This is a genomic window from Actinomycetota bacterium, from assembly GCA_041658565.1.
In the GTDB taxonomy this organism is placed as follows: Bacteria; Actinomycetota; AC-67; order AC-67; family AC-67; genus JBAZZY01.
Genome location: JBAZZY010000035.1, coordinates 1 through 25,054 on the forward strand (window position 1 = coordinate 1; position 25,054 = coordinate 25,054).

The 25,054-nt window shown below is 64.2% G+C and carries 23 protein-coding genes; 22 read left to right on the forward strand and 1 reads right to left on the reverse strand.

Translation table 11 applies throughout. The annotated features are described in order from the left end of the window. From WDA27_13245 to moeB, 10 genes are all read left to right on the forward strand, one after another. Positions 1-1,198 (forward strand): helicase-related protein (locus WDA27_13245; GenBank protein MFA5891894.1); only part of this gene is annotated, 1,198 nt, incomplete at its 5' end. A 1-nt stretch (position 1,199) separates the two neighbouring features. After that, positions 1,200-1,781, forward strand: coding sequence for a 16S rRNA (guanine(966)-N(2))-methyltransferase RsmD (rsmD, locus tag WDA27_13250; protein ID MFA5891895.1), 582 nt, complete (start codon positions 1,200-1,202; stop codon positions 1,779-1,781). Further along, positions 1,741-2,229, forward strand: coding sequence for a pantetheine-phosphate adenylyltransferase (gene coaD, locus WDA27_13255; GenBank protein ID MFA5891896.1), 489 nt, complete (start codon positions 1,741-1,743; stop codon positions 2,227-2,229). Before rsmD ends, coaD begins: the two co-directional genes overlap by 41 nt. Continuing rightward, positions 2,219-2,815 (forward strand): hypothetical protein, encoded by a 597-nt coding sequence (locus tag WDA27_13260; GenBank protein MFA5891897.1) that lies wholly within the window; start codon positions 2,219-2,221, stop codon positions 2,813-2,815. Before coaD ends, WDA27_13260 begins: the two co-directional genes overlap by 11 nt. An 84-nt stretch (positions 2,816-2,899) precedes the next feature. Beyond that, the gene (locus WDA27_13265) at positions 2,900-3,463 is read left to right on the forward strand and encodes a DUF177 domain-containing protein (protein ID MFA5891898.1); all 564 of its coding nucleotides are present in this window, start codon (positions 2,900-2,902) and stop codon (positions 3,461-3,463) included. Next, positions 3,464-3,646, forward strand: coding sequence for a 50S ribosomal protein L32 (gene rpmF, locus WDA27_13270; GenBank protein MFA5891899.1), 183 nt, complete (start codon positions 3,464-3,466; stop codon positions 3,644-3,646). 5 nt (positions 3,647-3,651) lie between these two features. After that, positions 3,652-4,404 (forward strand): ribonuclease III, encoded by a 753-nt coding sequence (gene rnc, locus WDA27_13275; protein ID MFA5891900.1) that lies wholly within the window; start codon positions 3,652-3,654, stop codon positions 4,402-4,404. Then, a complete protein-coding gene (gene mutM, locus WDA27_13280) occupies positions 4,397-5,230 on the forward strand; it encodes a bifunctional DNA-formamidopyrimidine glycosylase/DNA-(apurinic or apyrimidinic site) lyase (GenBank protein ID MFA5891901.1) in 834 nt (277 codons plus the stop codon). Before rnc ends, mutM begins: the two co-directional genes overlap by 8 nt. 115 nt (positions 5,231-5,345) lie before the next feature. Then, positions 5,346-7,124 (forward strand): hypothetical protein, encoded by a 1,779-nt coding sequence (locus WDA27_13285; protein MFA5891902.1) that lies wholly within the window; start codon positions 5,346-5,348, stop codon positions 7,122-7,124. A gap of 95 nt (positions 7,125-7,219) precedes the next feature. After that, positions 7,220-8,404 (forward strand): molybdopterin-synthase adenylyltransferase MoeB, encoded by a 1,185-nt coding sequence (gene moeB, locus WDA27_13290; protein ID MFA5891903.1) that lies wholly within the window; start codon positions 7,220-7,222, stop codon positions 8,402-8,404. Positions 8,405-8,420: 16 nt separating this feature from the next. Here moeB and WDA27_13295 read toward each other — a convergent pair whose 3' ends face one another. After that, positions 8,421-9,638, reverse strand: coding sequence for an NAD-dependent epimerase/dehydratase family protein (locus tag WDA27_13295; protein ID MFA5891904.1), 1,218 nt, complete (start codon positions 9,636-9,638; stop codon positions 8,421-8,423). Positions 9,639-9,945: 307 nt separating this feature from the next. Between WDA27_13295 and WDA27_13300 the strand changes: the two genes are divergently transcribed. From WDA27_13300 to WDA27_13355, 12 genes are all read left to right on the forward strand, one after another. After that, positions 9,946-11,370, forward strand: a complete 1,425-nt coding sequence (locus WDA27_13300; GenBank protein MFA5891905.1) for an ABC transporter substrate-binding protein — start codon at positions 9,946-9,948, stop codon at positions 11,368-11,370. Positions 11,371-11,375: 5 nt separating this feature from the next. Then, positions 11,376-13,394, forward strand: a complete 2,019-nt coding sequence (locus WDA27_13305) for an ABC transporter permease (GenBank protein MFA5891906.1) — start codon at positions 11,376-11,378, stop codon at positions 13,392-13,394. A gap of 1 nt (position 13,395) precedes the next feature. Beyond that, a complete protein-coding gene (locus WDA27_13310; GenBank protein ID MFA5891907.1) occupies positions 13,396-14,190 on the forward strand; it encodes an ABC transporter ATP-binding protein in 795 nt (264 codons plus the stop codon). After that, the gene (locus WDA27_13315) at positions 14,171-15,100 is read left to right on the forward strand and encodes an ABC transporter ATP-binding protein (protein MFA5891908.1); all 930 of its coding nucleotides are present in this window, start codon (positions 14,171-14,173) and stop codon (positions 15,098-15,100) included. The genes WDA27_13310 and WDA27_13315 overlap by 20 nt, the downstream gene beginning before the upstream one ends. Continuing rightward, positions 15,097-16,464, forward strand: coding sequence for a hypothetical protein (locus tag WDA27_13320; GenBank protein MFA5891909.1), 1,368 nt, complete (start codon positions 15,097-15,099; stop codon positions 16,462-16,464). The genes WDA27_13315 and WDA27_13320 overlap by 4 nt, the downstream gene beginning before the upstream one ends. Then, positions 16,461-16,718 carry a hypothetical protein gene (locus WDA27_13325; GenBank protein MFA5891910.1) on the forward strand — a complete coding sequence of 86 codons (258 nt, stop codon included), beginning with the start codon at positions 16,461-16,463 and terminating at the stop codon, positions 16,716-16,718. Before WDA27_13320 ends, WDA27_13325 begins: the two co-directional genes overlap by 4 nt. Before the next feature lie 22 nt (positions 16,719-16,740). Next, positions 16,741-17,043 (forward strand): acylphosphatase, encoded by a 303-nt coding sequence (locus WDA27_13330; protein MFA5891911.1) that lies wholly within the window; start codon positions 16,741-16,743, stop codon positions 17,041-17,043. Between the two features lie 189 nt (positions 17,044-17,232). Continuing rightward, positions 17,233-17,430, forward strand: a complete 198-nt coding sequence (locus tag WDA27_13335) for a hypothetical protein (GenBank protein ID MFA5891912.1) — start codon at positions 17,233-17,235, stop codon at positions 17,428-17,430. Between the two features lie 116 nt (positions 17,431-17,546). Continuing rightward, positions 17,547-20,960, forward strand: a complete 3,414-nt coding sequence (smc, locus tag WDA27_13340; protein ID MFA5891913.1) for a chromosome segregation protein SMC — start codon at positions 17,547-17,549, stop codon at positions 20,958-20,960. Positions 20,961-20,984: 24 nt separating this feature from the next. Next, on the forward strand, positions 20,985-22,148 hold the full coding sequence (gene ftsY, locus WDA27_13345; protein ID MFA5891914.1) for a signal recognition particle-docking protein FtsY: 1,164 nt from the start codon (positions 20,985-20,987) through the stop codon (positions 22,146-22,148). 116 nt (positions 22,149-22,264) lie between these two features. Next, positions 22,265-22,891 (forward strand): chemotaxis protein CheB, encoded by a 627-nt coding sequence (locus tag WDA27_13350; GenBank protein ID MFA5891915.1) that lies wholly within the window; start codon positions 22,265-22,267, stop codon positions 22,889-22,891. Further along, the gene (locus WDA27_13355; GenBank protein ID MFA5891916.1) at positions 22,888-24,750 is read left to right on the forward strand and encodes a CheR family methyltransferase; all 1,863 of its coding nucleotides are present in this window, start codon (positions 22,888-22,890) and stop codon (positions 24,748-24,750) included. The genes WDA27_13350 and WDA27_13355 overlap by 4 nt, the downstream gene beginning before the upstream one ends. Positions 24,751-25,054 lie beyond the last annotated feature (304 nt).

Consider the following 25,054-nt stretch of genomic DNA (forward strand, 5'->3'; position numbering starts at 1 on the left):
GCAGCATTACCTGTCGGTTACGCGCGTACTGGAACCGCTTCGCGACCTGGCGCCGTCGGAGGGGAGACTGTTCGGCGACGGCTTCGGCGTGCACCTGCTGACCGGGTCCACCGCCAGCAAAGACCGTCGGCGAGCACTGGAAGCGGCGGCATCGGGGCAGGCGATGATGCTCGTCGGTACTCACGCCTTGATCCAGGAAGGGGTCGAGTTCGAACGGCTCGGGCTGGCGATCGTGGACGAGCAGCACCGGTTCGGCGTCCACCAACGGGTCTCGCTGCGCACCCGAGGCAAGGGCGACGTGCATCCTGACGCATTGATCATGACCGCGACGCCTATCCCCAGGACCCTGGCGCTTACCCTGTACGGAGACCTGGACGTCTCGACGCTGGATGAGATGCCTGCCGGCCGCACGCCGGTTCGCACAACGGTTGCTTCGAACGACAGTGCGCGCGAGGACGCCTACGAGCACATCCGAGGGGAGGTCGCCGCGGGGCGCCAGGCGTTCGTGGTGTGCCCGTTGGTGGAAGAGTCCTCGTCGCTGGAGGTCAAGGCAGCCGAAACTGAGTTCGAGCGCATCAAAACCGAGGTCTTCCCGGACTTCCGAGTTGGATTGATCCACGGAAGGCTAAAGTCTCAAGTGAAGGAAGAGGTCATGAAGGCCGTGCGGGCCGGGGAGATAGATGTTTTGGTGGCCACAACCGTTATCGAAGTCGGGGTGGACGTCCCCAACGCGACCGTGATGGTGATTGAGGACGCCGACCGGTTCGGGCTTTCTCAACTTCACCAGTTGCGGGGCCGGATCGGCAGGGGTAGGCACTCCTCGGCCTGCTACTTGTTCACCGCGGCCGAGTTGGATGATGACGATGCGCGCAGGGAAGCGGCGCGGCGCCTTGAGGCCATGGCCTCAACGACCGATGGCTTTCGTCTCGCTGAACTAGATCTGGAGATCCGCGGCGCAGGCCAGTTGTTCGGACGAGGGTCGGTGGAGGAAGGGAAGCGCGCGCCGTTTCAGTCGGGTCGCGGAGACCTTCAGTTCGCCAACCTACTGCGCGACGTCGAGGTGCTCGTGCAAGCGCGCGCCGAAGCATTTGCCATTGTTGATCGCGATCCGACATTGGCAATGCCTGAGCACCGGGCATTGAACGAGGAAGTGCGGCGCAGGTTCGCCGACCGTCTCGACTGGCTGTTCGCATCCTGAGATGCGCGTGACCGCGGGGATCGCCAAGGGCCGACGTTTGCGCGCGCCCTCGACGCCGGAAATGCGTCCGACCGCCGACATGGTCCGCAAGAGCATCTTCGACATCCTCGGCGATGCACCGCGTGACGCGCGCGTGCTCGATCTATTCGCCGGCGCGGGGACGTTGGGGATCGAGGCGTTGTCGCGCGGCGCGCGGGAAGCGGTGTTCGTGGATTCGGATTCGGCCGCCTGTGCCGCGGCGAGAGACAACGCGGCCGCGTGCGGATTTGCGGATCAGGTACGAGTGCATCGAGTCGATGTGCTGCGGTATCTTGCGCGCGCGCCCCGCACCCCCTTTGACCTGGTCTTTCTTGACCCCCCGTACGCCCGTGGCCTAGGATTCTGTGCCCGCGTCCTGGACAGGATTGCTGCCGAGGACTGGGTTCGCCCAGGCGGGACGGTTGTCGTGGAGGCCGCGTCGGAGATATTGGAGTGGCCGGCGGGCTTCCGCGAGACCCGGACTCGGAGGTTCGGGCAAACGCAGGTAGGCATGGCGATACGGGATGAAACAAGAGCTGACGGCGATCTACCCGGGGACGTTTGACCCCATCACAAACGGGCACCTCGACATCATCGAGCGTGCCCGAAGGCATTTCCCTCGGGTTGTGCTGGCCGTGTCTCAGAACCCGGGTAAGGCTCCCATGTTCTCCCTGGAGGAGCGCGTTGCCCTCGGCAAGGAGGTTCTCGCCGGAACCCCGGGCGTCGAAGTCGACGCTTTCGATGGACTCCTGGTCGACTATGCGATCCAGCGAGGCATCTACGTGTTCGTGAAGGGCCTGCGCGCCGTGAGCGACTTCGATTATGAGTTGCAGATGGCGCAGATGAATCATCGGTTGGCCGGGGTCGAGACGTTCTTCATGGTGGCAACTCCGACGTACAGCTTCTTGTCGTCGAGTCTGGTGAAAGAGGTCGCCCGGTTTGGCGGCGATGTCAGCGCGTTCGTGCCGGTTGAGGTCGCGCGCAAGATGAAGGAGCGGTTCCGTGGCGAATGAAGCGCATCACGAAGAAATCAGCGCGACGGTGACATCGTCGCGCGAGGAGGCGCCGCTTACGATTCCCATCGGACAGATGTCCGTGCTCGAGGATCTCGTTCGCCAGGTCGAGGAAACGATCCGTACTGCTCGCAACATGCCATTGTCGTCCTCAGTGCTCATCGACCGACAGAGCCTCCTTGAGTTGGTCGACGTGCTGAAGCGTTCGATTCCCGAGGAGATCGCCCGCGCCCGCGCCGTCATTCGGGATCGAGACGAAGTGATCGCGCAAGCGCAAGCGCAAGCGCAGCGCATCGCCGAACGCGCGCGCGCCGAACGCCAAAAGCTGTTGTCGCAGACCGAGATCGTAGAAGGAGCGACCCGAGAGGCCGATCGGCGGATCGCCGAGGCAGAGGAGGCCGCCCGCAAGATGCGCTCCGAGGCCGAGCATTACGTCGAGGGAAAGCTTGCTACGTTCGAGATTGCTCTGCAGAAGACGCTGAAGGCGGTTGAGCGCGGTCGTGCCCGGATCGCAGGCCGCATTGAGGCCGACCAGTTGGCTTCCGCGGAAGACGCCGAAGATCTCGGCACGCTCCCCGGCCGATAAGCGGTTATCTTCGCGGCCTCTCGAAGAGGCGGTGTTTGTGCTGGTCAAGTAGTCTATTGGGCGCTTGTGATATCGTTGACCCAGATGGCAAGGCACCTCGTGAGCGCTGTGCGCGAACCCTCAACCCTATCGATAGATGTCTCGGAGCTTCTGCGGCGCCCCGGCGCTTCACTGAAGTTCGAGGTCCGCTGCGTTCTGGAAGGGCTCTCCATGCCGCTTTCTCGGGTCGAAGAGGGCTCGAGCCTTGACGTGCGACTCCGTTTCGAGGCCTTGGTGGATGGGATTCACGCCTCGGGGACGGTTCGGGGCGTTGTGCAAAGGCACTGTCGCCGGTGCCTTGCCACGCTGAACGGTGACGTTGAGGTTCTGTTTGACGAGTTGTACCTCACTCCGTCGGAGGATGCAGTCGACGACGATGAGGCACGTGAGATCATCGACGGGTTCCTCGATTTGGAGCCGGCGCTTCGCGACGTGGTGCTGGTGAATCTCCCGCTGAACCCGCTGTGCCGGACGGATTGCAAGGGGCTGTGCCCCGAGTGCGGAGCCGACCGGAACGAGGCGGATTGCGGACACCGGGTTGAACGGGTGGACATTAGATGGGAGCCGCTGGCCGGGCTCAAAGAGCGTTTCGAACACACGGAGGAATAGATGCCGGTACCGAAGAGGAAGAAGCCGCGGACGCGGACGCGGTCGCGAAAGGCGCAGTGGTTTGCCAGCGTGACCTCGGCAGCGAGTGTCACCTGTCCGCAATGCAAGAAGCCGAAGCTTCCCCACCGAGCGTGCGCGAACTGCGGCACTTACGCGGGGCGACAGGTCCTGCATACCAAGTAGAACGCATGGCGCGGTTGCGCTTCGGTCGCGGCGGCACCCCGCTCGAGCGGAAGCTCGGCGCGGTATTGCGCGACCGCGAACTGTGGGAGCTTGCCCTTACCCATCGTTCGTTTGCCTACGAGCAGGGCGGGTTGCCCACGAACGAACGTCTGGAGTTCCTCGGGGACTCCGTGCTGGGCATTGTGGTCACGAAGGCGCTGTACGAGGAGTATCCGGATCGCCCTGAGGGCGACCTCGCCAAGATGCGCGCGGCGCTGGTCAACATGACGGTCCTTGCGGATGTGTCTCGCGAGATCGGGCTGGGGGACTGTGTCAAGCTCGGCAAAGGCGAAGAGATGACCGGCGGGAGAGACAAGTCTTCGATCCTCGCGGACACGCTGGAAGCCGTCTTCGGCGCGATCTACCTCGACCGCGGGATCAAGCACGCGTCTGCGGTCGTCCTCGGTCTGTTTCTTCCCCGGATTCGCGGGCAAGTGGAGGGCGGCGTCGTTCACGACTACAAGACGGCGTTGCAGGAACTGGCTGCCGCGGAGTTGAGCACGCTTCCCGAATACGTTCTCACCGAATCGGGTCCCGACCACTCGAAGCGGTTCGAGGCCGAAGTCCGGCTTGCCGGGACGTCATACGGGGCCGGCGCCGGCAGGTCGAAGAAGGAAGCCGAGCAGGCGGCGGCAAGGGTGGCCGTCGAGCGACTTCGCGGGGCGCCGGCCGGCGCGCGCCGCTCTAGAAGGCAAGGCGGGACGGTGACCGGTGCCTGAGCTTCCCGAAGTTGAGGTCATTCGCCGGGACTTGGATCGCGAGGCGGTTGGGCGTCGGATCAAGGAAGTAGACGTCAAGCTTCCGCGCATCGTGCGTCGCCACAAGAACAAGAAGGAATTCATCGACGCACTCGTGGGCCGCAAGATCGTCAAGGTGGATCGCCGAGGCAAGTACCTGCTGGCTCACCTTGATTCGAGCGACGTGTTGGTGATCCACCTTGGGATGACCGGCAGGATCGAGCGCGCGACGGGTCGCAAGACGACGGAGAAGCACACCCACGTGGTCATTCGTCTCCAGCCCGGGGGTGAGCTGCGCTTCATCGACATCCGCACGTTCGGAGAGCTGTTCGTGGCTTCCGCAGACGGACTCGACGGCGTCAAGGAACTTCAGCACATCGCACTGGATCCGTTGGGGGATGCGTTCACATGGCAATTGTTCAGCGAACTCCTCGTATCCAGGAGCGCCAAGCTTAAGAGCCTCTTGATGGACCAGAAGTTCATCAGCGGGCTCGGCAACATCTACTCGGATGAGGTCCTTTGGGCTGCCGGATTGCGGCATGACAGGCCCTCGGCCTCTCTGACCTCTCAGGAGGTTCGCCGGCTCTACCGCGCGATGCAGGAGGTTCTGCAAGAGGGGATTCGCTACGGTGGCGTCACGCTCGAGGACGAGACGTATCGGGACCTGCACGGGAAGGCCGGCGAGTTCCAGCATCACTTGAAGGTCTACGCCCAGGAGGGGAAGCCCTGCCGCCGGTGCCGCACTCCGGTCACGCGGGAGCGGTGGGGGAGTCGCTCGACGTACTTCTGCCCGCAGTGCCAGGTTTGATGATGGGTCTATGCATCCCCGGCGCACATGCGGATGGTCCGGGAAGCGAACCATCCGGCCTCTTCGCGCGTCTGGACCAGCGAAGAGTGGCGAAACCCTACCCTGAGGTGATCTCGTGACGAATGTTTCCGGTGCCGCGAACCGGCGCTGGCCGCCTTTCGCGGCTTTGGCCGTGTCGGCTCTTATGGTGTTTCTGGTTCTTCCGAACCCCCTGCGCGTGCCGCAGAACAACCCCACCGCATCTGCGGAGTACGCGCCGGTTCCCGGCCGTCAGCAAGCAGCACAGGCTGCGAACTTCGGCGAAACAAACGCCGCGACTTCGGCCGGCATCGGTGCCGGTGGGCAAGGCGAGGGCGCGATGCCCGGACAGGCGTTGCCGCCGCCGCAGCGTGTGCCGCGCCAGACCGACTGCGTCGGCAACCCGCCGCGCCAAACCGAAGACCCGCTTTCCCCGCCGTGCGTGCCGTTCTGGGACGGAGACAACGGCGGTAAGACCTTCCCCGGCGTAACCAAAGACGAGATCAAGGTCGTGTTCTACAACGACCTTGACGTCAGCGGGGACATGAACACGCCGTGGCAGCCTTCGGACGAACACACATGCGGAACCGGGCCGTACGAGTGCCAGTATCTGGTCCGAACCATCAAGGCGCAGCTCCGTTACTTCCAGAGCCGCTACCAGACCTACGGTCGCCGGGTTCGTTTGGTTGCGCAGAAGTCCGGAGGGATAACGACGCCCTGCGGAGGTCGCCAGGGAGACGCGGCCGTATCCAAGATGGACCATGAGCCGTTCGCGTCGGTGCACTTGGGGGATGGGGCCTCATGCTATTTCGAGGCCATGGCTCGCGACTACAAGATCCCGGTGTTCGGATTGAACTCCGACGTCCCGCGGTCGATCTACGAGAACAACCGCCCGTACGTTTGGGGCTTCTTCCCCGACCAGGAGGCCGAATCCGCCTGGAGCGGTTCCTTCATCTGCAGGGTTCTCCGCGGACACAAGGCACAGTTTGCCGGCGACGCGAATCTCAAGACTTCCAAGCGTAAGTTCGGGTTGATCTATCCGGTGAACGCTGAGCGGGGGCCGGAAATGACGCGTCTCGCGCACTTGTTGCAGGACGACGTCAAGAAGGAATGCGGGATGACGTTTGATGACACCCGCCCCTTCGAGGCCGGCGGGACGGCGGGTGCCGGCGGCAAGGAGGCTCCCACGTTCATGGCGGCCTTCAAGCAAGAGGGAATCACCACCGTCGTGTGCTACTGCGTTCCGGTTCAGACGGAGCTGACGGTATCGACCATGCAGAACGCCGCGAACTCGGTCGACTATCACCCCGAGTGGTATTGGGACCACGCTAGTCGCATGTACCGGGCGATCTGGAACCAGACGTATGGGGATCCGAAGCAGCCGAGTTTCGGAGTGAACCACCACTGGCGGAATCCAGGGTTCCACTCCCAGTTCTGGTATCAGTCCTACCGGTCGCAGGAACCGCAAACCGAACCGAACGTCCGGTTCAACTTCGATATCTACCACCTGTTCCTGAACCTATTCCAGGCGATCCAAGCGGCGGGTCCGCGCTTGACGCCGGAAACCGTCGAACAGGGGATGTTCACCTTCCAGTATCAAGATCGGGACAACCCTTACGAGCCGATGGGCGGATACGGTCCGTACGGACCCAAGGCGGTTTCGTCCTACAACTTCGTCGACTCCGCGATGGGTTGGTGGTGGGACCCGACGGGGACACCTCCGGAGGGCAGGGCGGGAGAGGGATGCGTCCGGGTCATGAATCAAGGGCGGCGCTATTACGCCGGTGAGTGGCCGATCGGGGACAAGGACTTGTTCACCGCAGACGCTCCCTGCTCGCAGGACGACACGAAGCTGGCCGACACCGCCGGGTTCTAAGCGCGAAGGGACCGGTTCGCCCTCGGAATACGACGGCGTTAGCATGAATTGAGACTCGGAAACCCGGGTCGTCCCGCGGCACATCAGAGGATTCCATGAGCGAAGCAGCACGACGTCCGCCCCCCTTGGTCGAGCCGGCGCCGGATCTTTCCAACCAGGAGATCCGGCGGTACTCGCGCCACCTCATCATTCCCGACATCACCATCGTCGGGCAGCGTCGATTGAAGAACGCCAAGGTGCTTTGCATCGGCGCGGGAGGACTCGGTTCGCCGGTGGCGATGTACCTCGCCGCCGCGGGTGTCGGGACCCTCGGCTTGGTCGACTTCGACGTGGTGGACGAGACCAACCTTCAGCGTCAGATCATTCACGGTCAGACCGACATCGGGCGCAAGAAGCTTGACAGCGCGGCCGACTCGATCCGCGAGATAAATCCGGGCGTGAAGGTGATCAAGCACGATACGTTCGTGAGTTCGGACAACGCGCTGGACCTGTTTCGGGACTACGACTTGATCGTGGATGGGTCGGACAACTTCCCGACTCGGTATCTGGTCAACGATGCCTGCGTGTTGCTCGGAAAGCCCTACGTGTGGGGGTCGATCTTCCGCTTCGATGGGCAGCTTTCGGTCTTCTGGGCCGAGTACGGCCCCTGCTACCGTTGCCTTTTCCCTGAGCCGCCTCCGCCGGGCATGGTTCCGTCCTGCGCCGAAGGTGGGGTCCTGGGCATGCTGTGCGGGACGGTTGGTTCGCTGCAGACGACCGAGGCCGTAAAGCTAATCACCGGTGTCGGCGACTCGATGATCGGGCGGATGTTGGTCTACGACGCCCTCGAGATGAAGTTCCGCGAACTGAAGGTTCGCAAGGATCCTGAGTGCCCGGTCTGCGGGAAGAACCCCACCGTCACCGAACTGATCGACTACGAAGCGTTCTGCGGCGTGACCGAGGACGTTGCCCAGTTCGCGTCGCAACTCTCTCTGACTCCGCAGGAGTTGAAGAACCTCATCGACTCGGGCGAGGAAGTCGCGATCATCGACGTGCGAGATCATCACGAGTGGGAGATCGTGCATTTCGAGGGCGCGAAACTGATCCCGATGAACGAGATCGTGGCGCGCGCGAGCGAGATCCCTCAGTCGGGCAACGTCGTGGTGCACTGCAAGGTCGGCGCGCGCTCGGCGGAGGTCCTGCGGTGGCTGCATGACATTGGGTTGACGCACACCAAGCATCTTGCGGGCGGCATCGATGCATGGGCGCGCCAAGTCGACTCAACTATGCCCAGGTACTGAGCGGTCGCAGTTCTGCCTATTGGATCGCGCCGGTCTCGATTAGCCATGCGACGGTTTCGGCCAGCCCGTCCCTGAAATCGGGGTAGTCGAACTCGAATCCCAAGTCGCGGAGTTTGCGATTCGAGACCCAGATTCCGATGGTCAGATACGTGAGTTGACCGAGGTCGAGCACTCTGCTGCGGGTGTAGCCGGGGAACCGCTTCTCCAGTGCCGCAGCCGTCTTCGCGACAGCCACGACGAACTGCTGCCAAACCGGCAGCGGAACTCCCGGAATGAAGTGGACCCTGCGTCCGAGTAGTCCGGCTGCGGTCTCGAATGCTTCGCGGTGTGTGAGTAGGTAACCATCGGAGAGGTTGTAGTCCTCGCCGATCGATTCAGGCCTCTCGGACAGAAACACCGCCGCGCGCGCCACGTCTCGCACGTGGATATTGCCGCCGAACAAGAGGAACTTGCTCGCGGCCGGGTACACAGGAAGAACTCCCTCGGACAGCGCTATCAGCAATCCGGTAACACCGTACGTCGAGCCCGGACCGTAGACGGGGGCCGGCCTCACAACGGTCACGGGCAGGCCGTGGTCGCGGTGGTGGCGCCACACGATTTGTTCCTGCAGCCACTTGGAGCGGGAGTAGTCGTTCGAGAAGTACGTTCCCGCAGGCTTCTCTGCGTCCGTGTTCTTGGGCGTCGAGCGGTTCTCGGTCATCGGCTGGTTCGTGGGGTGTCGCTGCGGGCGACGGAACGTGGGGTCCTTTTGCCAGGGCCTGATCGCTTGATTCCACAGGAACTCGAGTGCGGAGCGGTGAGGTCGGCCTTCGAGGTGCGAGCCCGGGAAGTACGGGTGACCGTAGACGCCGCAAGTGGACCAGTGGATCATCCGCTCGATGCCGCCTTGTTGCGCGGCCGCCAGCAGGTTTGTGACCCCGTGGATGTTGACCCGTTCGAGCGCTTCCCAGGGGGCGGCGTAGTCGTACAGGGACGCCGTGTGGAATAGGCACCCGACGTCACCCCCGGCGAACAGCGGAGCCAGCGTTTCAGGGCGGGTTAGGTCCGACGGGACCCACTCGACGCCGTCTCGTTCGTAGTCGAGGTCGAGTATCCGGCGCCGAGTTGCCTCCTCGGGATGGTTGTGTGCGCAGGGAAGGTCGGTCGCTCGAACACGGCGTCCCTGCTGTACCAACTGTTTCACTAGATGGCTTCCGACGAACCCGCATGCCCCCGTGACCACGTCGATCTTCATGCACTCTCCACTCAAGTAGTGAGATTGGCGATGCTCGGCTCTCGCGTGCCGGATGGGCACTATAGGACGAGAGCGCGGAAAACCGACAATACGCACACGGGGCGGGTTGGACGAAAGCATTCCGAGTCGGATAGAAGGGATGCCGTGCCTTGTAGGCGCGCGAAGGTCCGGCAAGCCATGTCTCGGGGGCGGAGGACAACCACAGGGAAACGTCGAATCTAGGATCGCGATCGGATTCGCGTCGATGTCTGCGGCACGGCGGGATTCGAGAAGTGCACTGGCACGTCAGGGTTTCTCAGGGGAGCCGATGGACCCAACCAACCGCCAGGACCGTTTGTTTTTCCGTTTGCTTGCTGCGGCGTGCGCGCTAACGCTGGCATTCGGAGCGCTCATCGCCGGCTATTACGGTGATCTTGGCGCGCGCTCTGCTGCGGCACCCGTCGCAGGAGACGGGTTTGTCGACACCGGACCGCTTGATTCGACCGCCGCTTCCGGCGACGGTGGGACGGCCGGGGGTTCCGCGGCGGCAGCCAACTCGGGAGCGGTGCGCGGGGGTGCGCGAGAGGGGATCAATTCCCGGTCGCCCGACTCGAAGGCCGGAGTATCTCGCGGGTCGATCAAGATCGGCTCCATCTTCACCGAGACCGGGCCGTTCGACGGTCGGGCGGCTACCTACTCTGCGCGTGCGTACATCCAGATGATCAACGCTCAGGGTGGAGTCAACGGTCGCAAGATCGAGTTGATCTCCTACGATGATGGCTACGACCCCACGCAAGGGCTCAACGCCGCGCGGCGACTGGTCGAGCAGGACAAGGTCTTCGCCATCGTCGGCTGGCTCGCGCCGAACACTGAACCCGCTGCGAGTGAGTACTTCGCCAAGGTCGGCATTCCTGTAATCGGCGGGCTTGGGGTCCCCCAGGAGTTCGGTCATCGGAACTTCTTCCCTGTGAGTGGGAATTTCGCGAAAGCCGGCGCAGGCCTTGCGCGGTTCCCTTGCGAGGCCGGCGTAAAGCATCCGGCGGTTGCCGTCGTGAACTTGTCGTATTCCGATCAGATGATTGAGGGTTTCAAACGGGGCATCGCGCGTTGCGACGGCGTAGAGCCGGTGACGTACGAGAAGATCGACGCCACGGAGACCAACTACAACGCAAAAGTTCTCAATTGGCGCGCGATGGGCGCGGACTCGATTCTGGTCGGCCTCGACCCGATGAGTTACGTGCGGTTGTTCCAGGCACTGGCGCAGCAGAACTGGTACCCGCAGGTCTTCAGTTCCGGGTTCGCCGACAGCGAACGTAACGCGTACGTGTCGGACGTTTTGGAGAAGACGCACGCGATCAACCTCGAGAGCGAACTGCTCCCGTCGATTCACATGGATTTGCCCGGACCGCGACGCTACGTCGACAACTTGCATCGGTACTACCCCGGAACGACGATCGCAGCCCTGGCGGAGATGTCCTGGAGCGGAGCGCAAGTCTTCGTGGAGGGATTGCGGCGCGCAGGGGCCGAGCCGACGCGCGAGAGCCTGATTCGCGCGCTGGAGACCTTCCGAGAGGTCAAGCTCGACTTGCTGTCGCCGGTCACATACTTGCCTGAAGATCATGATGCGGTGCGTTGCATCGAGGTTCAGGAGTGGAAATCAGGGGGCTGGAAGGACGTTTACCCGGACTGGCAGTGCTGGGATTATGACGCCCGGTTCTACCCCATCAAACGGCCGCCGAAGTCGTTCGGATAGGCGCCTTGAACACCGGCCTGTTCTTGTCGTTGACGATCCTGGGGATCGTCAACGGAGCCATGTACGCCCTTGGGGCGATGGGCATTGTTCTGGTCTACAAGACGACGCGCGTATTGAACTTCGCTCACGGCGCGATCGGAATGGCGGCCACGTTCGTTGCGTATCAGTTCGCGAACCTATGGCACGTGAATGTCATGATCTCAGTTCTGATTGCGGTCGCGTTCTCGGTGCTGCTCGGCGGCGTCGTTGAGCGGTTCACGATTCGGCCCCTTGAAGGGCGGCCTCCGCTCGTGAAGGTCGTCGTCACTCTCGGGTGGCTGCTTGTGCTGACGAGCATTGTCGGGATCATCTGGGGTGCGAGCGCTTACCACCTGCCCGTGCAACTCGTCCCCAATGGGACAGTGCGGTTCCCCGGCGTATCAATCGACTACGCGGAGATCATCGACCTGGTTGTCGCCGGATTGTTGACAGTCGGGCTCGCATCCTTCTTTCGGCGCGCGCAACTTGGCGTCGCGATGCGGGCCGTGGCCGACGATCCCTCCACGGCTCGGATCCTAGGGATCAAGGTTGATCGCGTGAACGCCGCCGCATGGGCGATGGGAAGTGGGCTCGCCGCGATTGCGGGGATCCTGCTGTCGCAGAAGGGCAAGGTCCCGCTGGATACGTATTCGTTGACGCTGGTGGTCATCTTCTCGTTTGCAGCAGCTTTGAGCGGCGGGTTGGTGAGCCTTCCCAAGGCCTTCGCGGCGGCGATCGCGCTCGGCGTTGTACAGTCGGTCGCGCCGAGCTTGCCGGGGATCAAGCAGCTCAACATCATGGGTTTGGCCGACTTGCTGGCGCTCGGTGTCATCTTGTTCGCACTGCTTCGTCCGCGCTCGGCGTTGGTGCGGGCGGTGTCCCGAGAGGCGCCCGAGAGCGCCGGCGCGCGCCCTGCGCGACCGGCATCCGGTCGAAGCCCGGCGGCGCGGCGCGCGGCGGTCGTCGCGGGGATAGCTTTGGCGGCGGTTCTGCCGTTCGCGCTCAATGAGTACGGCGCTTACACGCTGTCTCAGATCCTCGTGTTCGCCATCGCTCTTCTCGGGATGACCTTGATCACCGGATTGCTCGGGCAGCCCTCGTTGATGCACGCCGAACTCATGGGGTTCGGCGGGTTCCTCGCGGGCGCCCTCATCGCGCATTCCGGTATCGGGTTCTGGGTGGCGCTTCCTCTGTCGGTTGCGGCCGGGTACCTGCTCGGCATGCTCGTCGGACTCCCGGCACTTCGCATCCGCGGACTTGCTCTGGCGGTTGTGACGCTCGCGATCGCGCGCGTGTTTGATCAGTTCGTCTTCACGCTCAACTGGTTCTCCGGAGGCGTCGGGGGTCGCAGAGTGGACCGGCCGTCGATTCCGGGACTCAACCTCGCGTCGGACCGGGTGTACTTCCAGGTCTTGCTCGTTGCCTTCGTGGGCGTCGTGATGGTCGTGCTTTCGGTTCGCCGAGGCAGGATCGGGCGGATGTTCCAGTCGATCCGCGATGCGGAGTCGGGTGCTGCGGCATCCGGAGTGGCGGTTACGCGTGCGAAGCTCTTCGGGTTCTCGTTGGCATCGGCGATCGCCGCCCTCGCCGGCGCGTTGGGGGCGGGCCTCGACCAGACGGTCACCATTCAGCAGTACCCGTGGACCAAGTCTTTGGTTCTGCTTGCGATCCTTACGATCATGGGATCTTCGAGCATTCAGGGCACCATCTATGGGGCCGCCTTCATCGTGTTGTCGCCGCAAGTGCTGGAGGGGATTCCCGGACTTTCGTTCTTCCTCGGCAAAGAGGATCTGCGCCAGTTGGTCCCGCTGATTTCCGGTGGCGCATTGGTGCTGCAAACGATTCTGGCGCCGCAGGGGCTGGTGCCCACCGTCGGCGCTGCTTTGGCTGGTGCGCGCGCCCGGTGGCCTCTCGGTTCTTTGACGCATCGCGGAATCGCGAATCCGGCGGATCGCGGGCCGCAACTCGAGTTCGAACTCGAGGCCGCTGCTGAGGGGGTGTCCTAGCGTGGCAGTCCTGGAGGTCTCGGGTGTTTCGCTTGCGTTCGGCGGGTTGCAGGCGCTCAAAGATGTTAACTGTCACGTGAACGCCGGTGAACTAGTCGGTTTGATCGGGCCGAACGGCGCGGGGAAGACGACGCTATTCAACGTTGTGAGCGGGTTTCTTTCACCCGATCAGGGATCGTTGCGCTTCGCCGGGCGCGAGATCGGCGGTCTGGCGCCGGACGAGCGTGCCAGGCTGGGCATTGCGCGAACGTTTCAGGCGGTTCGCGTGTTCCACAGCTTGACGGTGGAGGAAAACCTGCTTGTGCCTCAGGATGCGCGCGACCCGGCAAGCTTTGCCGCGTCGATCCTTCGAATGCCTTGGGCGCTCGTGCAGGAACGCAAGTCGCGCGAGCAGGTGCGCGGAATTGTGCACCTGCTGGATCTGGGCTCGGTGCTGGATCGGCCCGCCGGTGATCTGCCGCTGGGCCTTCGCCGCAAAGTGGAATTGGGGCGCGCGCTGGCATCGAAGCCGGAGTTGTTGTTGTTGGACGAATCCGCGTCGGGAATGGACACTCGCGAAACGCAGTCATTCGCTGCGGACTTGTTGCGAATCCGCGATCTCCTCGGAACCACGATCTTGCTGATCGAGCACGACGTCGCGCTGGTGATGGGAATCTGCGATTACCTGTATGTGTTGAACTTCGGGGAGATCATGGCTGAGGGACGGCCGGCGGACGTTCGCGCCGACCCCCGGGTCGTGGAGGCTTACTTGGGCGTGGAAGCGGCAGAGGAGGCCAATGTCCCTGCTCGCGCTTGAGGAAGTCGGCGTGTCGTATGGGGTAGTGCGCGCGCTTCATTCGCTGACGCTGGAGGTCGGCGAAGGAGAGGTCGTCGCACTGCTCGGCGCGAACGGAGCTGGGAAGTCCAGCACTTTGCGCGCAATCTCGGGAGTCGTGCGGTGCGACCGGGGTGCGATTCGGTTCAACGGTGAGCGCGTCGATCGCCTCGCGCCTGAACGCATTGCGGTGCTTGGGATCGCGCACTTGCCCGAAGGGCGGGGGATATTCCCGACGTTGACTGTCCGAGAGAACCTTGCGATGGGAGGGTACGGAGCCGGTCTTGCGCGAAGCAGGACGGCGTCGGAGACCGAGCGGGTAACCACGCTGTTCCCGGTCCTGCGTGAACGGATGGAGCAACTCGGAGGGACGCTGTCGGGCGGGCAGCAGCAGATGCTTGCCGTCGCGCGCGCCCTCATGAGCCGGCCGCGATTGCTGATGCTCGATGAGCTGTCCTTCGGTTTGGCGCCGACGCTCGTTCAAGAGCTGTTTGCCTATGTCGCAGACATCGCGCGTGAAGGCACGGCGGTCTTGCTCGTGGAACAGTTCGTCGCGCAAGCATTGCGCCTTGCCTCGCGCGCGTACGTGCTCGAGAAAGGACGGGTCGCCTTCGAAGGAGGCGCGAAGGACCTCGCGGCGCAGGGAACCGGTACCTATTACCTGGGACGCGAAGCCCGTGCGCCCGACGCGGCGCTCTTGGATTCCGCCCGGAACGAGCCGGTGACGGTGGGAGTCCCCGGAGGGCTGTGGAGAGATCTGGAGATCGCTGCCGCGAAGGCGGGGCGGAACCCGAGCGACCTTGTGCTCGACGCGGTTCGTGCGGCAGCCGCGGGCATCGGCGGCGGCAACGGCAGAGCAGCGCGCGTACCCAAGAAAGGGCGAGGACGATGAGACGAATGCGATGGGATCGTGCGCGGCGCGCTCGAATTGCGCGCGCCGGCGTCCTGGGGGTTGTCGTCTGCGTCGCAGCCGCCGTTCCGCCCGCGGCAGGGTATACGCCCCCGCTGGGAACCTACGGCGGCGCGGTCGTAGCGATGGCGATTTCGGTGAGTGGGGAAACGAACCAGTTCTCCGGCTTACCTGCGTTGCTAAGTGTTCCGTATGTGACGGCTGTGCTCGAGTCCAGTCCTGCCGGGGTCGCGTCGGCGACGGTATTCGACTTGGGGCCTCTAGGACAGGCCGGCGTTGCAACCGGGAACCAGTATGCCTTTGACTACGGGGCCCCAGAGCAGATGCGACTGTCGCAGCCTCAATATGCGACGGCGCGGTATCCGGGGAAGCCCGAGGAGGTAAGCCGAAGCTCCGTGGGCGGCGCCGATCCGTCGGGCGCTGGTAGCGCTGAGGCGGCCTCTGCCTCGGCCGCGGCCGCGGCCGACAAAGTTGAAGCGCGTGCGGAGGTTGCGGGCGCGCGGATGCTGGCTCCCGCAGGGTCGCCGTCGCCGGGGGGTGCACAGGCTTCCCCGTGGATCGTGCGCGGCGAGGCTTTGTCGTCGACGGGGCGGATCGTGGCGACGGCGACGCACATCTCGTACGAGGCGAAGACGTCGGCGTCGGACCTGGAGGCACTCGGAGGACTGATTCGAATTGGGTCGATGCGATCGCTGGCGCGCGCCACCATGGGGGTCGACGGAACGGCGACCGAGTCTGAGCTCGTGGTCGGCGGGGTCTCCATTGCAGGCGTCCCAGTGGTGATCACGCAGGATGGGCCCAAGGTCGCCGAAGAGGGGATTCCCGGCGGACCCGATGGGCTGCGTGATGCGCGCGCGCGCCTGCGTGAAGCGCTGGCTCCATCGGCAGTCGACGTGCGGGTGCTGGACTCGGAACGTCGGGAGGCGCGGACCGAGACGGGGTCGCTCGAAGCTCGCACTATCGTCGGCGGTATCCGGATTGGGTGGACTACTCCGTCCCCCAACGCGTCGGTTCCCGCACAGCGATTCGCAGTTGTTCTGGGTGGCGCTGATGCCGGAGGTCACGCGGAGTTGCCGGACGAGATCGCACCTGGGACGACGCATGTGCCTTCCATTCGCGGAGGCGATCAACTCCCTGCGTTCACCTTCGCCCCGACCCCCTCGCCGACGCTCGCGGTTCCGCCGGCGGATGCCGATGACGACGAAGTGCGGGTTCTCGGTACGTCGGTCGCCGGGAAGTCGCATCGTTCCGGTGGTGGGTTGCTCGCGATGTTTGCGCTGTGGAACGTCGTCGTGGTCGCGGTGCTTGTGAGCGCCCGTCGGCGAGGGATGGCGGCTGCACGATGAAACCGCGTCTGGAGCGGACGGTGGTGTGCGGTCGCTGCGGGCTGGACTTCGATCCGGTTTACGCCGGCGCGGCATGTCCGCTGTGCGGCACCTCCGTATCTCTTCCGCCGGAGCGAGGCACGTTGCCGCTTGAGGTTCGCCTAGCTCAATGGGCAGGCGGTGGCGGGCGGGTCCAGTGGGCGGGAGTCGCTGCGTTCGTCGTGCTGAGTATCACTCTGTTCGCCATCGCTGCGGGATCTTATTATCGGCAGTAGATCAAACGGGAGGGCGAGGCTCGTGGAGCCCCCGGCAGGGCCGGGATCCGGCGGTGTCGTGCGCGCGCGCGTTTGCGTGGTCGGCCGCGTCCAGGGCGTCTTCTTCCGCGCGGCGATGGCTCAGGAGGCACGGAGGGTTTCCCTAGTCGGATGGGTGCGCAACAGCCCCGACGGCAGCGTTGAAGCGGAGATCCAGGGCGCGCGGTCGAACGTCGAAGCCGTGATCTCATGGTGCGGCACCGGCCCGCCCGCGGCTCGGGTGGACGAGGTGGAAGTGCAGTGGGAGCCCCTGAAAGGGAAAGAGGACGCCTTTCTCATAGTTTGAAGGTTTGAAATGGCCGGTTTCCCGCTCTTTGACGCATCTGAGTCTTTGACGCTATAGAAGTTTCCAGGCGAGAATCTCTTGGAGGCCCTTCCAGAAGATTTTGGCCTGGGATATAGTTGGCTGTAACCCCGGGACAGGTAAACCTTGTCTTGGCGTGAGAGCCTCCCAATCCGCAAGGAGGACGCATAAATGGCGAAGGCGCTGTACGGATTCCTGGGCGAGCCGCGCGCGTCCATGCTGCTCAAGCAAGCCGCCGATCTCCAGCGACGAGTTCGCGATCTCGAGAAGGAACTTGAAGCGGCCGAGGCCGAGATCATCACGCTTCGCGCGATCGTTGAGTCCAAGGTCGAGCCTAAGAAACTGGAAGAGGTCCGAGCGCTCGCGTAGTTCTTGAGTTCGAAGCAACGTTTGTTTGCGGCCACCTTCGATCGGTGGCCGCATCGTTTTCTCCCGGCACGTTCCTGCCTCGAACGAGGCACAGCGACCGCGTGTTAGCATTGCGCGTGTTTCTCCGGCGCCTTGCGATCAAGGGCTTCAAGTCCTTCGCGGATCGAACGGTTTTCGACTTCTCTCCAGGAGTCGCCGTTATCGTTGGCCCGAACGGGTCCGGTAAGTCCAATCTCGTTGATGCCATCGCGTGGGTGCTGGGCGAGCAGGGGGCAAAAACCCTGCGCGGCGGAAAGATGGAAGATGTCATCTTCGCCGGGACCCCCAAGCGCCCGGCTCTCGGTCGCGCGGAAGTCGAACTGACGATCGACAACTCCTCGGGCGTGCTCCCGATCGATTTCACTGAAGTCACGATCAGCAGGACGCTTTTCCGTACCGGTGAGAGCGAGTACGCGATCAACGGCGTCACGTGTCGATTGCTGGACGTGCAGGAGTTGTTGAGCGACAGCGGTATCGGCCGCGAGTTGCACACGATCATCGGTCAGGGGCAACTCGACGCCGTTCTGTCGGGGTCCCCGGCCGACCGCCGCGCCGTGCTGGAGGAGGCCTCGGGTCTACTTAAGTACCGCAAGCGCAAGGAGAAGGCCGTTCGCAAGCTTGAGCGCGTCGACTCCGACATCGAGCGACTTGGGGACGTGATCGGGGAGTTGCGTCGGCAGATCCGGCCGTTGGAACGCCAGGCTGAAGTCGCCAAGCGCGCGTCCGAGATAGAAGCCGAATTGCGAGACGTGAAGTTGAAGGTGTGGGTGCTGGACTACGGCACCGTCACCGGAGAAGAGGACGCCGAGGCCGAGCGCCGCGCCGCGCAGGAAGTGGCCGCGTTCTCGCGCGCGCTCGCCGAAGCGAATGCCCGGGTCGAAGCCTTGGAGCAAGATCTCGCACGCGCCTCGCGCGCCTCCGAGGCTGTGCTTGGGACCGAGTATCGCCTGGCCGGCATCCGGGATCGTTTTGTTGCGCTGGCCCGCTTCGCCGAAGAGCGTCGTCGGCACCTGGAGGACTTGGCTGCGCGTGAACCGCGCGGCGAGGCTCCGACCGAGGAGGAGATGTCGGAAGCCGACGCTGCTGTGACCGACGCTTCCGAGAAGCGTGTGAGCGCGCAGGAAGAGGCGCGTCGCGCCGAGGGTGAGCGCGCAGCGGTGCAGTCGGCGCGCGAGGAGGCGGCGCGCGCGCGCGAGGAGGTAGTGCACCTGCACGGCGAGCGCTCGGCGTTGCGCGCTTCGGTGGAAGGTGGGGACGATGAGCGTCGCCGTCTGGAAGAGCGACGACGGATCGCGCAGGAGCAGGCTGCGGCCGCTGCATCCGGACTCGTCGAGGTGCGCAAGGAACTGGAACTGCTTGAAGAAGAGGAGGCCTCGCTCGGTGCGTTGCTCGACGAGGCCGAGGCTCGTCGTGACGCTCGCCGAGTGCTCGTCGACGAGGTGATCGAGCAGGAGCGAACGGCCGAGCGCGTGGCCGGGGCGTTGACCGCGCGCGCCGCACTGCTCCAAGAAGAAGTTTCGCGGCTGACGGATCCGGCAGCGATCTTGTCGGGAGCTTCGGGAATTCGGGGCCGGCTTCACGACGGGTTGCGCGCGTGCGCAGGCTACGAACGCGCGCTGCACGCGGCGCTCGGCCCGCTTGCCGACGCGGTCGTGTCCTCGTCGCGTTCGGATGCGGTGTCGGCCGTGAAGAAGCTGAAGACCGAGGACGCTCGCGTGGTGATCGCCATCCCCGGTGCACCTGCGCGGGCACCGGTTCCCGCGGGTTTGCGTTCACTTGGCGAAGTTGTCGAATCCTGGGGTACACACGACGCTGTGGCGCGCGCGGCGGTCGCCGGGATCGTGCTGGCCGAGACGCTCGACGAGGCTGCCGAGGTTCACGCGCGCCATCCCGCGGTCACGGTCGTGACGACAGACGGCGACGTGCTGGGTCCCAGCTCGATCGAGGGTGGTGCGCCGGTAGACGCGCGCAACCCGCGCGAGGAACTTCGCCGGACCGCCGAGGATGTTGCCCGGGTCACCGACGCTTTGGAAGCTGCGCGCCGGGCCACCGAGCACGCTCGCGCCGACCTCGAGGTTTTGGCGCGCGAAGTTGCCGTTCTGGACGAGCGCATGAACTCGCTCGACGCCACCGTCGCCGGCGCCACCGAGCGACTCGGTCGCACGGAGGCGGACGCCGCAGCGTGCGCGCGTGAGGACGGCGTCCTCGCCGGGCGGATTGCGGAGGTCGTGGCTCGGCAATCCGCCGATGCCGAGAAGCTGAAGGCAATCGAAGAACGTTTGTCGCGGGCCGTCTCGGCCGAGCCTGCCGTGGATGCCGCGACGCTTGCGCAGATCGAACGGATGGCAGCGGATCGGGCTTTGCGCCTGGGCGAGGCGACCGAGCGGGAGCGTGCGGCAGGCGCCGCGCTGTCTGCTTTGCGTGAACGCGCGCGCCGGGTTGCCGAGGAACGCGCGCGCTGGGAGGCCGGCCGCACGAAATGGCTTGCCGGGGCCGCGCGCGCGGCGTTGGTCGAATCCGCGGCGCGCACCGCGGCCGACCGGACGGCCGCGTGGGCCGAGATCGCTCGCGAAGAGCGCGCCGGAGGCGAAGGGCGCCGGCGTGAACTTGAGGAGGGTCTTACCGTCGGACGCACGCAGCGGCGTGACGTGGAGTCCGCGCTCGAAGAGGCGCGCATGCGGGCACATGAGGCCGACCTTCGCCGGGCCGAGCGTTCACACAGGATTGCGGCACTCGTACAGAAACTCCGCGACGAACACGATCTCGGTCCCGAGGAGGCCACCGAAGCCGTGCGTCCGGACCCCGAGGAGGGCGAGGAGTTGCGCCGCCGTGCTTCGACGCTGGAGCGCAGGCTGGGCTTGCTCGGCCGCGTGAACCCGATCGCCATGGAGCAGTACCAGGGCATGGTCGATCGGCACGCGTTCCTCACCGAGCAGGTCGGCGATTTGAAGCACAGCCGCAGAGATCTCATGTCGGTGGTGGCGGAGGTAGACAACAAGGTCGTGGAGATCTTCAGCGAGGCGTTCACTGACGTTTCTCGGGAGTTCACCGCCGTGTTTTCTCGGTTGTTCCCCGGCGGCGAAGGCAAGCTCACGCTCACGGATCCGGACGACGTGCTGAATACCGGAATCGAAGTTGAGGCGCGCCCGGCCGGCAAGCGAGTGAAGCGCGTGTCTTTGCTGTCGGGTGGGGAGCGCGCGCTTACGGCGGTCGGACTGCTGTTCAGCGTCTTCCGCGCGCGCCCGTCGCCTTTCTATCTACTCGACGAGGTTGAAGCGGCGCTCGACGACGTGAACCTGCACCGGTTCCTCGCCCTGGCATCGGAGTTCCGCGACACGGCGCAACTCTTGATCGTCACGCACCAGAAGCGAACGATGGAAATCGGTGATGCCCTATACGGGATCTCGATGGGATCCGAAGGTGTGAGCAAGGCGATCTGCAAGCGCCTTGAGCTTGCAGATGTCTCGGAAGTGTCGCTCGCCGAGTCGTAGCGCTCTGGTAGGCTTCGCGCTCGCATGATCGACGGCTCCGGGCCCGCAACGGCCATTCTCCTTCTGATTCTGATCCTTGGGATCGTCGCGCTGGCGACTGGGATCATCCTTGGCGCGCGCAGACGCCGGCCGTTGGAAGAAGCGCCCCCCGAGGTCGAAGAGGCGGCTCCCGAGGTCGAAGAAGCGCCCCCCGAAGCGCCCCCCCCGGTGCAAGCCCTCCCGGAGGTCGCCGAGGTGCCGCCTCCGGTGGAACCGGTCGAACCCGAACCTGAACCTGAACCCGAACCCGTTCCGGTCGAGGCGCCGCCCCCGCCGGTGGAGATCCCTGCGCGCGGCCGGGTCCGTTCAATCGGGGCTTCGATTCGTCGCTTGTTCGGTGGATCGTCCCTGACGCCCGAGCAGTGGGAAGAACTCGAGGAAGTCTTGCTGCGTGCCGACGTCGGCGTGGTCGCGACCGGGCGGATTGTTGCGGCGTTGCGCGCGCGCGCCGACGTGAGTGACGGGATGCAGGCACTGCGAGCCGAACTTCTGGACGTGCTCGGGACCCCCGATCGCGCACTTGCGCGTAAAACCGACGGTGTAACGGTGTGGCTGGTGACGGGCGTGAACGGGGTCGGCAAGACGACCACGATCGGCAAGCTCGCCTCGCAACTCACGCGCGCCGGATCCTCGACGGTGCTTGCCGCCGCGGACACGTTTCGCGCGGCTGCCGACGAGCAGTTGCAGCGTTGGGCCGAGGCAGCCGGCGCCGAGATCGTCAAGCATTCCCCCGGAGCAGACCCCGCGGCCGTGGTGTTCGACGCGGTTGCCGCTGCGCGCGCGCGCGGCGCCGACGCGCTCATCGTGGACACCGCCGGGCGGCTCCAGAACAAGCGGAACCTGATGGAGGAACTCACCAAGATCCGGCGGGTTCTTGAACGCGAGTCCGGGCCTCCGGACGAGGTTCTGCTCGTGCTGGACGCGACGACGGGTCAGAACGCGATCGCGCAGGCGCGCGCGTTCTCCGAGGCCGTCGCAGTCACGGGATTGATCCTGACCAAACTCGACGGTACGGCGCGCGGTGGGATTGTGATTGCCGTGCAACAGGAACTCGGTATCCCGGTCAAGATGGTCGGCCTCGGCGAAGGCATCGACGACCTCGCGCCCTTCGATCCTGAAGTTTTCGTCGACGACCTCCTGCGCGCCTGAGCAAACCGCAAGGCCTCCGGTTCGCGACTTCCGTGGGGTACCCGATGGCGCTGGTTGTCGCAACTGTGTGTTCAGTCGCAGCCTGGGGACGTATGATCCCATCAAGGGGGAACTCCATGGTGGAAGAGCCCAACGTGCAGTCGGAAGGGACTCATGCCTTCCCGTCTGCGGTATTCGATGTCGTTGCAATTGTTGCATCCGCGGGCGGGCTCCAGGCCCTCACCGCGGTTCTCTCCACTCTTCCGGTCGACTTTCCGGCCGCGATCACGGTGGTGCAGCACCTTGATCCTAGCCACCAAAGCCTGATGGCCGACATCCTGAGCCGTCACACATCCCTCCCTGCAAGAGAGGCCACAGAAGGTGCTCGGCTCGAGCCGGGAACGATCTACATCGCGCCGCCCAACCGCCACCTCCTGATTAACCCGGACGGAACGATTTCACTTTCACAGGCGGCGTTGGTGCACTTCGTTCGGCCCTCGGCCGATCTCTTGTTCGAGTCGGTCGCCGCGAGCTACCGTGAGCGCGTGGTCGCCGTTGTGCTGACTGGGACAGGTAGTGACGGGGCGACGGGAGTCGAAGCGGTGAAGAAGATGGGCGGCACGGTTATTGCCCAGGACCAGGAGTCGTCGGACTTCTTCGGGATGCCGGGCGCTGCCATCCAAACCGGCTGCGTCGATTTCATACTCCCCTTGGCCGAGATCACCTCGGCATTGGTGAAGCTTGTTATGGAGGGACACGAGTGACTGAGCATCTCGACGAGGAACTCGAAGCTCTTCTTGAGTACCTCAAGCATTCGCGCGCGTTTGATTTTACCGGGTACAAGCGGTCGACTTTGTCGCGCCGACTACGGAAACGGATGGGCGACGTGGGGATCGCGTCGTTCGGCGAGTACGTCGATTATCTCGAGGTTCACCCGGATGAGTTCGCCGTTCTCTTCAACACGATCCTGATCAACGTCACGCATTTCTTCCGGGACAAGGCGGCGTGGGACACGCTCGCAACCGACGTGATCCCCCAGATCATCGCGTCGAAGGGTCCGCAAGAGCCTATCCGTGTTTGGAGCGCCGGTTGCGCATCAGGTGAGGAGCCCTACAGCATTGCGATCACCCTCGCCGAGGCGCTTGGTCCCGAGGCTTTTCGGGAGCGCGTCAAGGTCTATGGAACCGACGTTGACGAAGAGGCGCTCACGCAAGCCCGTCAGGGTAGTTACACGTCGAAGAATCTGGAGGACGTCGGACCCGGGTTGCGCGACCGGTACTTCGTCCAGCAAGGCGATCGCTTCGTGTTCCGGGACGACCTTCGGCGGTGCATCATCTACGGGCGGCACGATCTCGTGCAGGATGCGCCGATTTCTCGGCTGGACATCGTCCTGTGCCGTAATCTGTTGATGTATTTCAATTCCGATGCCCAATCCCGCATCCTCGATCATCTGCATTTTGCGCTGAACGACGCGGGCGTTCTCTTCCTCGGCAAGGCCGAGATGCTTCTCGCTCACAGCGATAGGTTCTCACCACTGGACTTGAAGCACCGCATCTTCAAGAGCATTCCGGCGCCGATCCCCAGGCGTCGCGCGCCGGGCATGCGAGGGGTGGACGCATTGACCGTTGGAGACCATGTCGCGCGACAGGTTCGGCTGCGCGACGCCGCCTTTGAGGTGGCGCCGGTGGCGCAAATCGTCGTTGACGTGGACCAGATTCTCATCCTTGCCAATGATCAAGCCCGGTCGTCCTTCAATGTAGCTGCACGCGATGTCGGCCGTCCGCTTCAAGACCTGGAGATCTCGTACCGACCGGCGGAACTTCGCTCGCGAATTGAGCAGGTGTTTGAGGAGCGGCGGACCGTCACCATCGCAAACGTCGAACGTGCGACGAAATCCGGCGACCTCCAGACCTTCGATGTTCGCGTCGCCCCGATCATGGACGGTGAGGGAGGTCTCCTGGGTGCCTCGGTCATGTTCACGGACATGACGCGCATCGATCGGATGCAGGAGGAGATTCAGCGTTCGACGCAGGAACTCGAAACCGCGTACGAGGAACTCCAGTCGACGAACGAAGAACTTGAGACGACGAACGAGGAGTTGCAGTCCACCGTCGAGGAACTTGAGACGACGAACGAGGAGTTGCAGTCCACGAACGAAGAACTTGAGACGACGAACGAGGAGTTGCAGTCCACGAACGAGGAACTGCAGACCATCAACGACGACTCGCGGATCACTTCCGACGAACTGAAGCGACTCAACTCGTTCTTTGAGTTGATCCTCATGAGCGTTCGCGTCGGCGTTGTCGTCGTGGATCGCGATCTGCAGATCCGTGTCTGGAATAAGTGGGCCGAAGATCTGTGGGGCCTGCGAACGGAAGAAGTGCTCGGTCGGAGACTGGGCGATCTGGACATCGGATTGCCGATGGATGATTTAGCCCCTGCCATCCAGTCGTGTTTGTCGGGGACCACGGCACATGAAGTGATCATCGTCCCGGCACTGAACCGCCGCGGACGCAGGATCATCTGTCGGGTCGGACTTGCGTCGCTCGCCGGTATTCGCGAGTCGGGGGTCGTCGTGATGATGGAGGAAACAGACGCCGTTGGCGACTCGCCGCCGGACTAGGTCATTGACGCCCGGCGATGGGCGTAACGCGAGGTTCCGTGCCAAGAGATGATGGATTGCGTCGGAGGCTCCAGGGCGCGCGCAACGCGCTCGAGGCTTTGCGTGAGCGTGGACTGGGCGGCGACCCCAAGCATTCGCCGGCTGAGGTGTTCCACGTGTTATACGCGACGATGGAGGGGGACTGCCCCCGATCTGGTTGACTCGTAGCTTGTGAGCCTTTCACGCTGCAAGGGCTCCTTCGTACACGGCCTCAAACTCTACGGGAGTTAGCCGCCCGAGGCCGCGTTGGCGGCGGCGGCGGTGG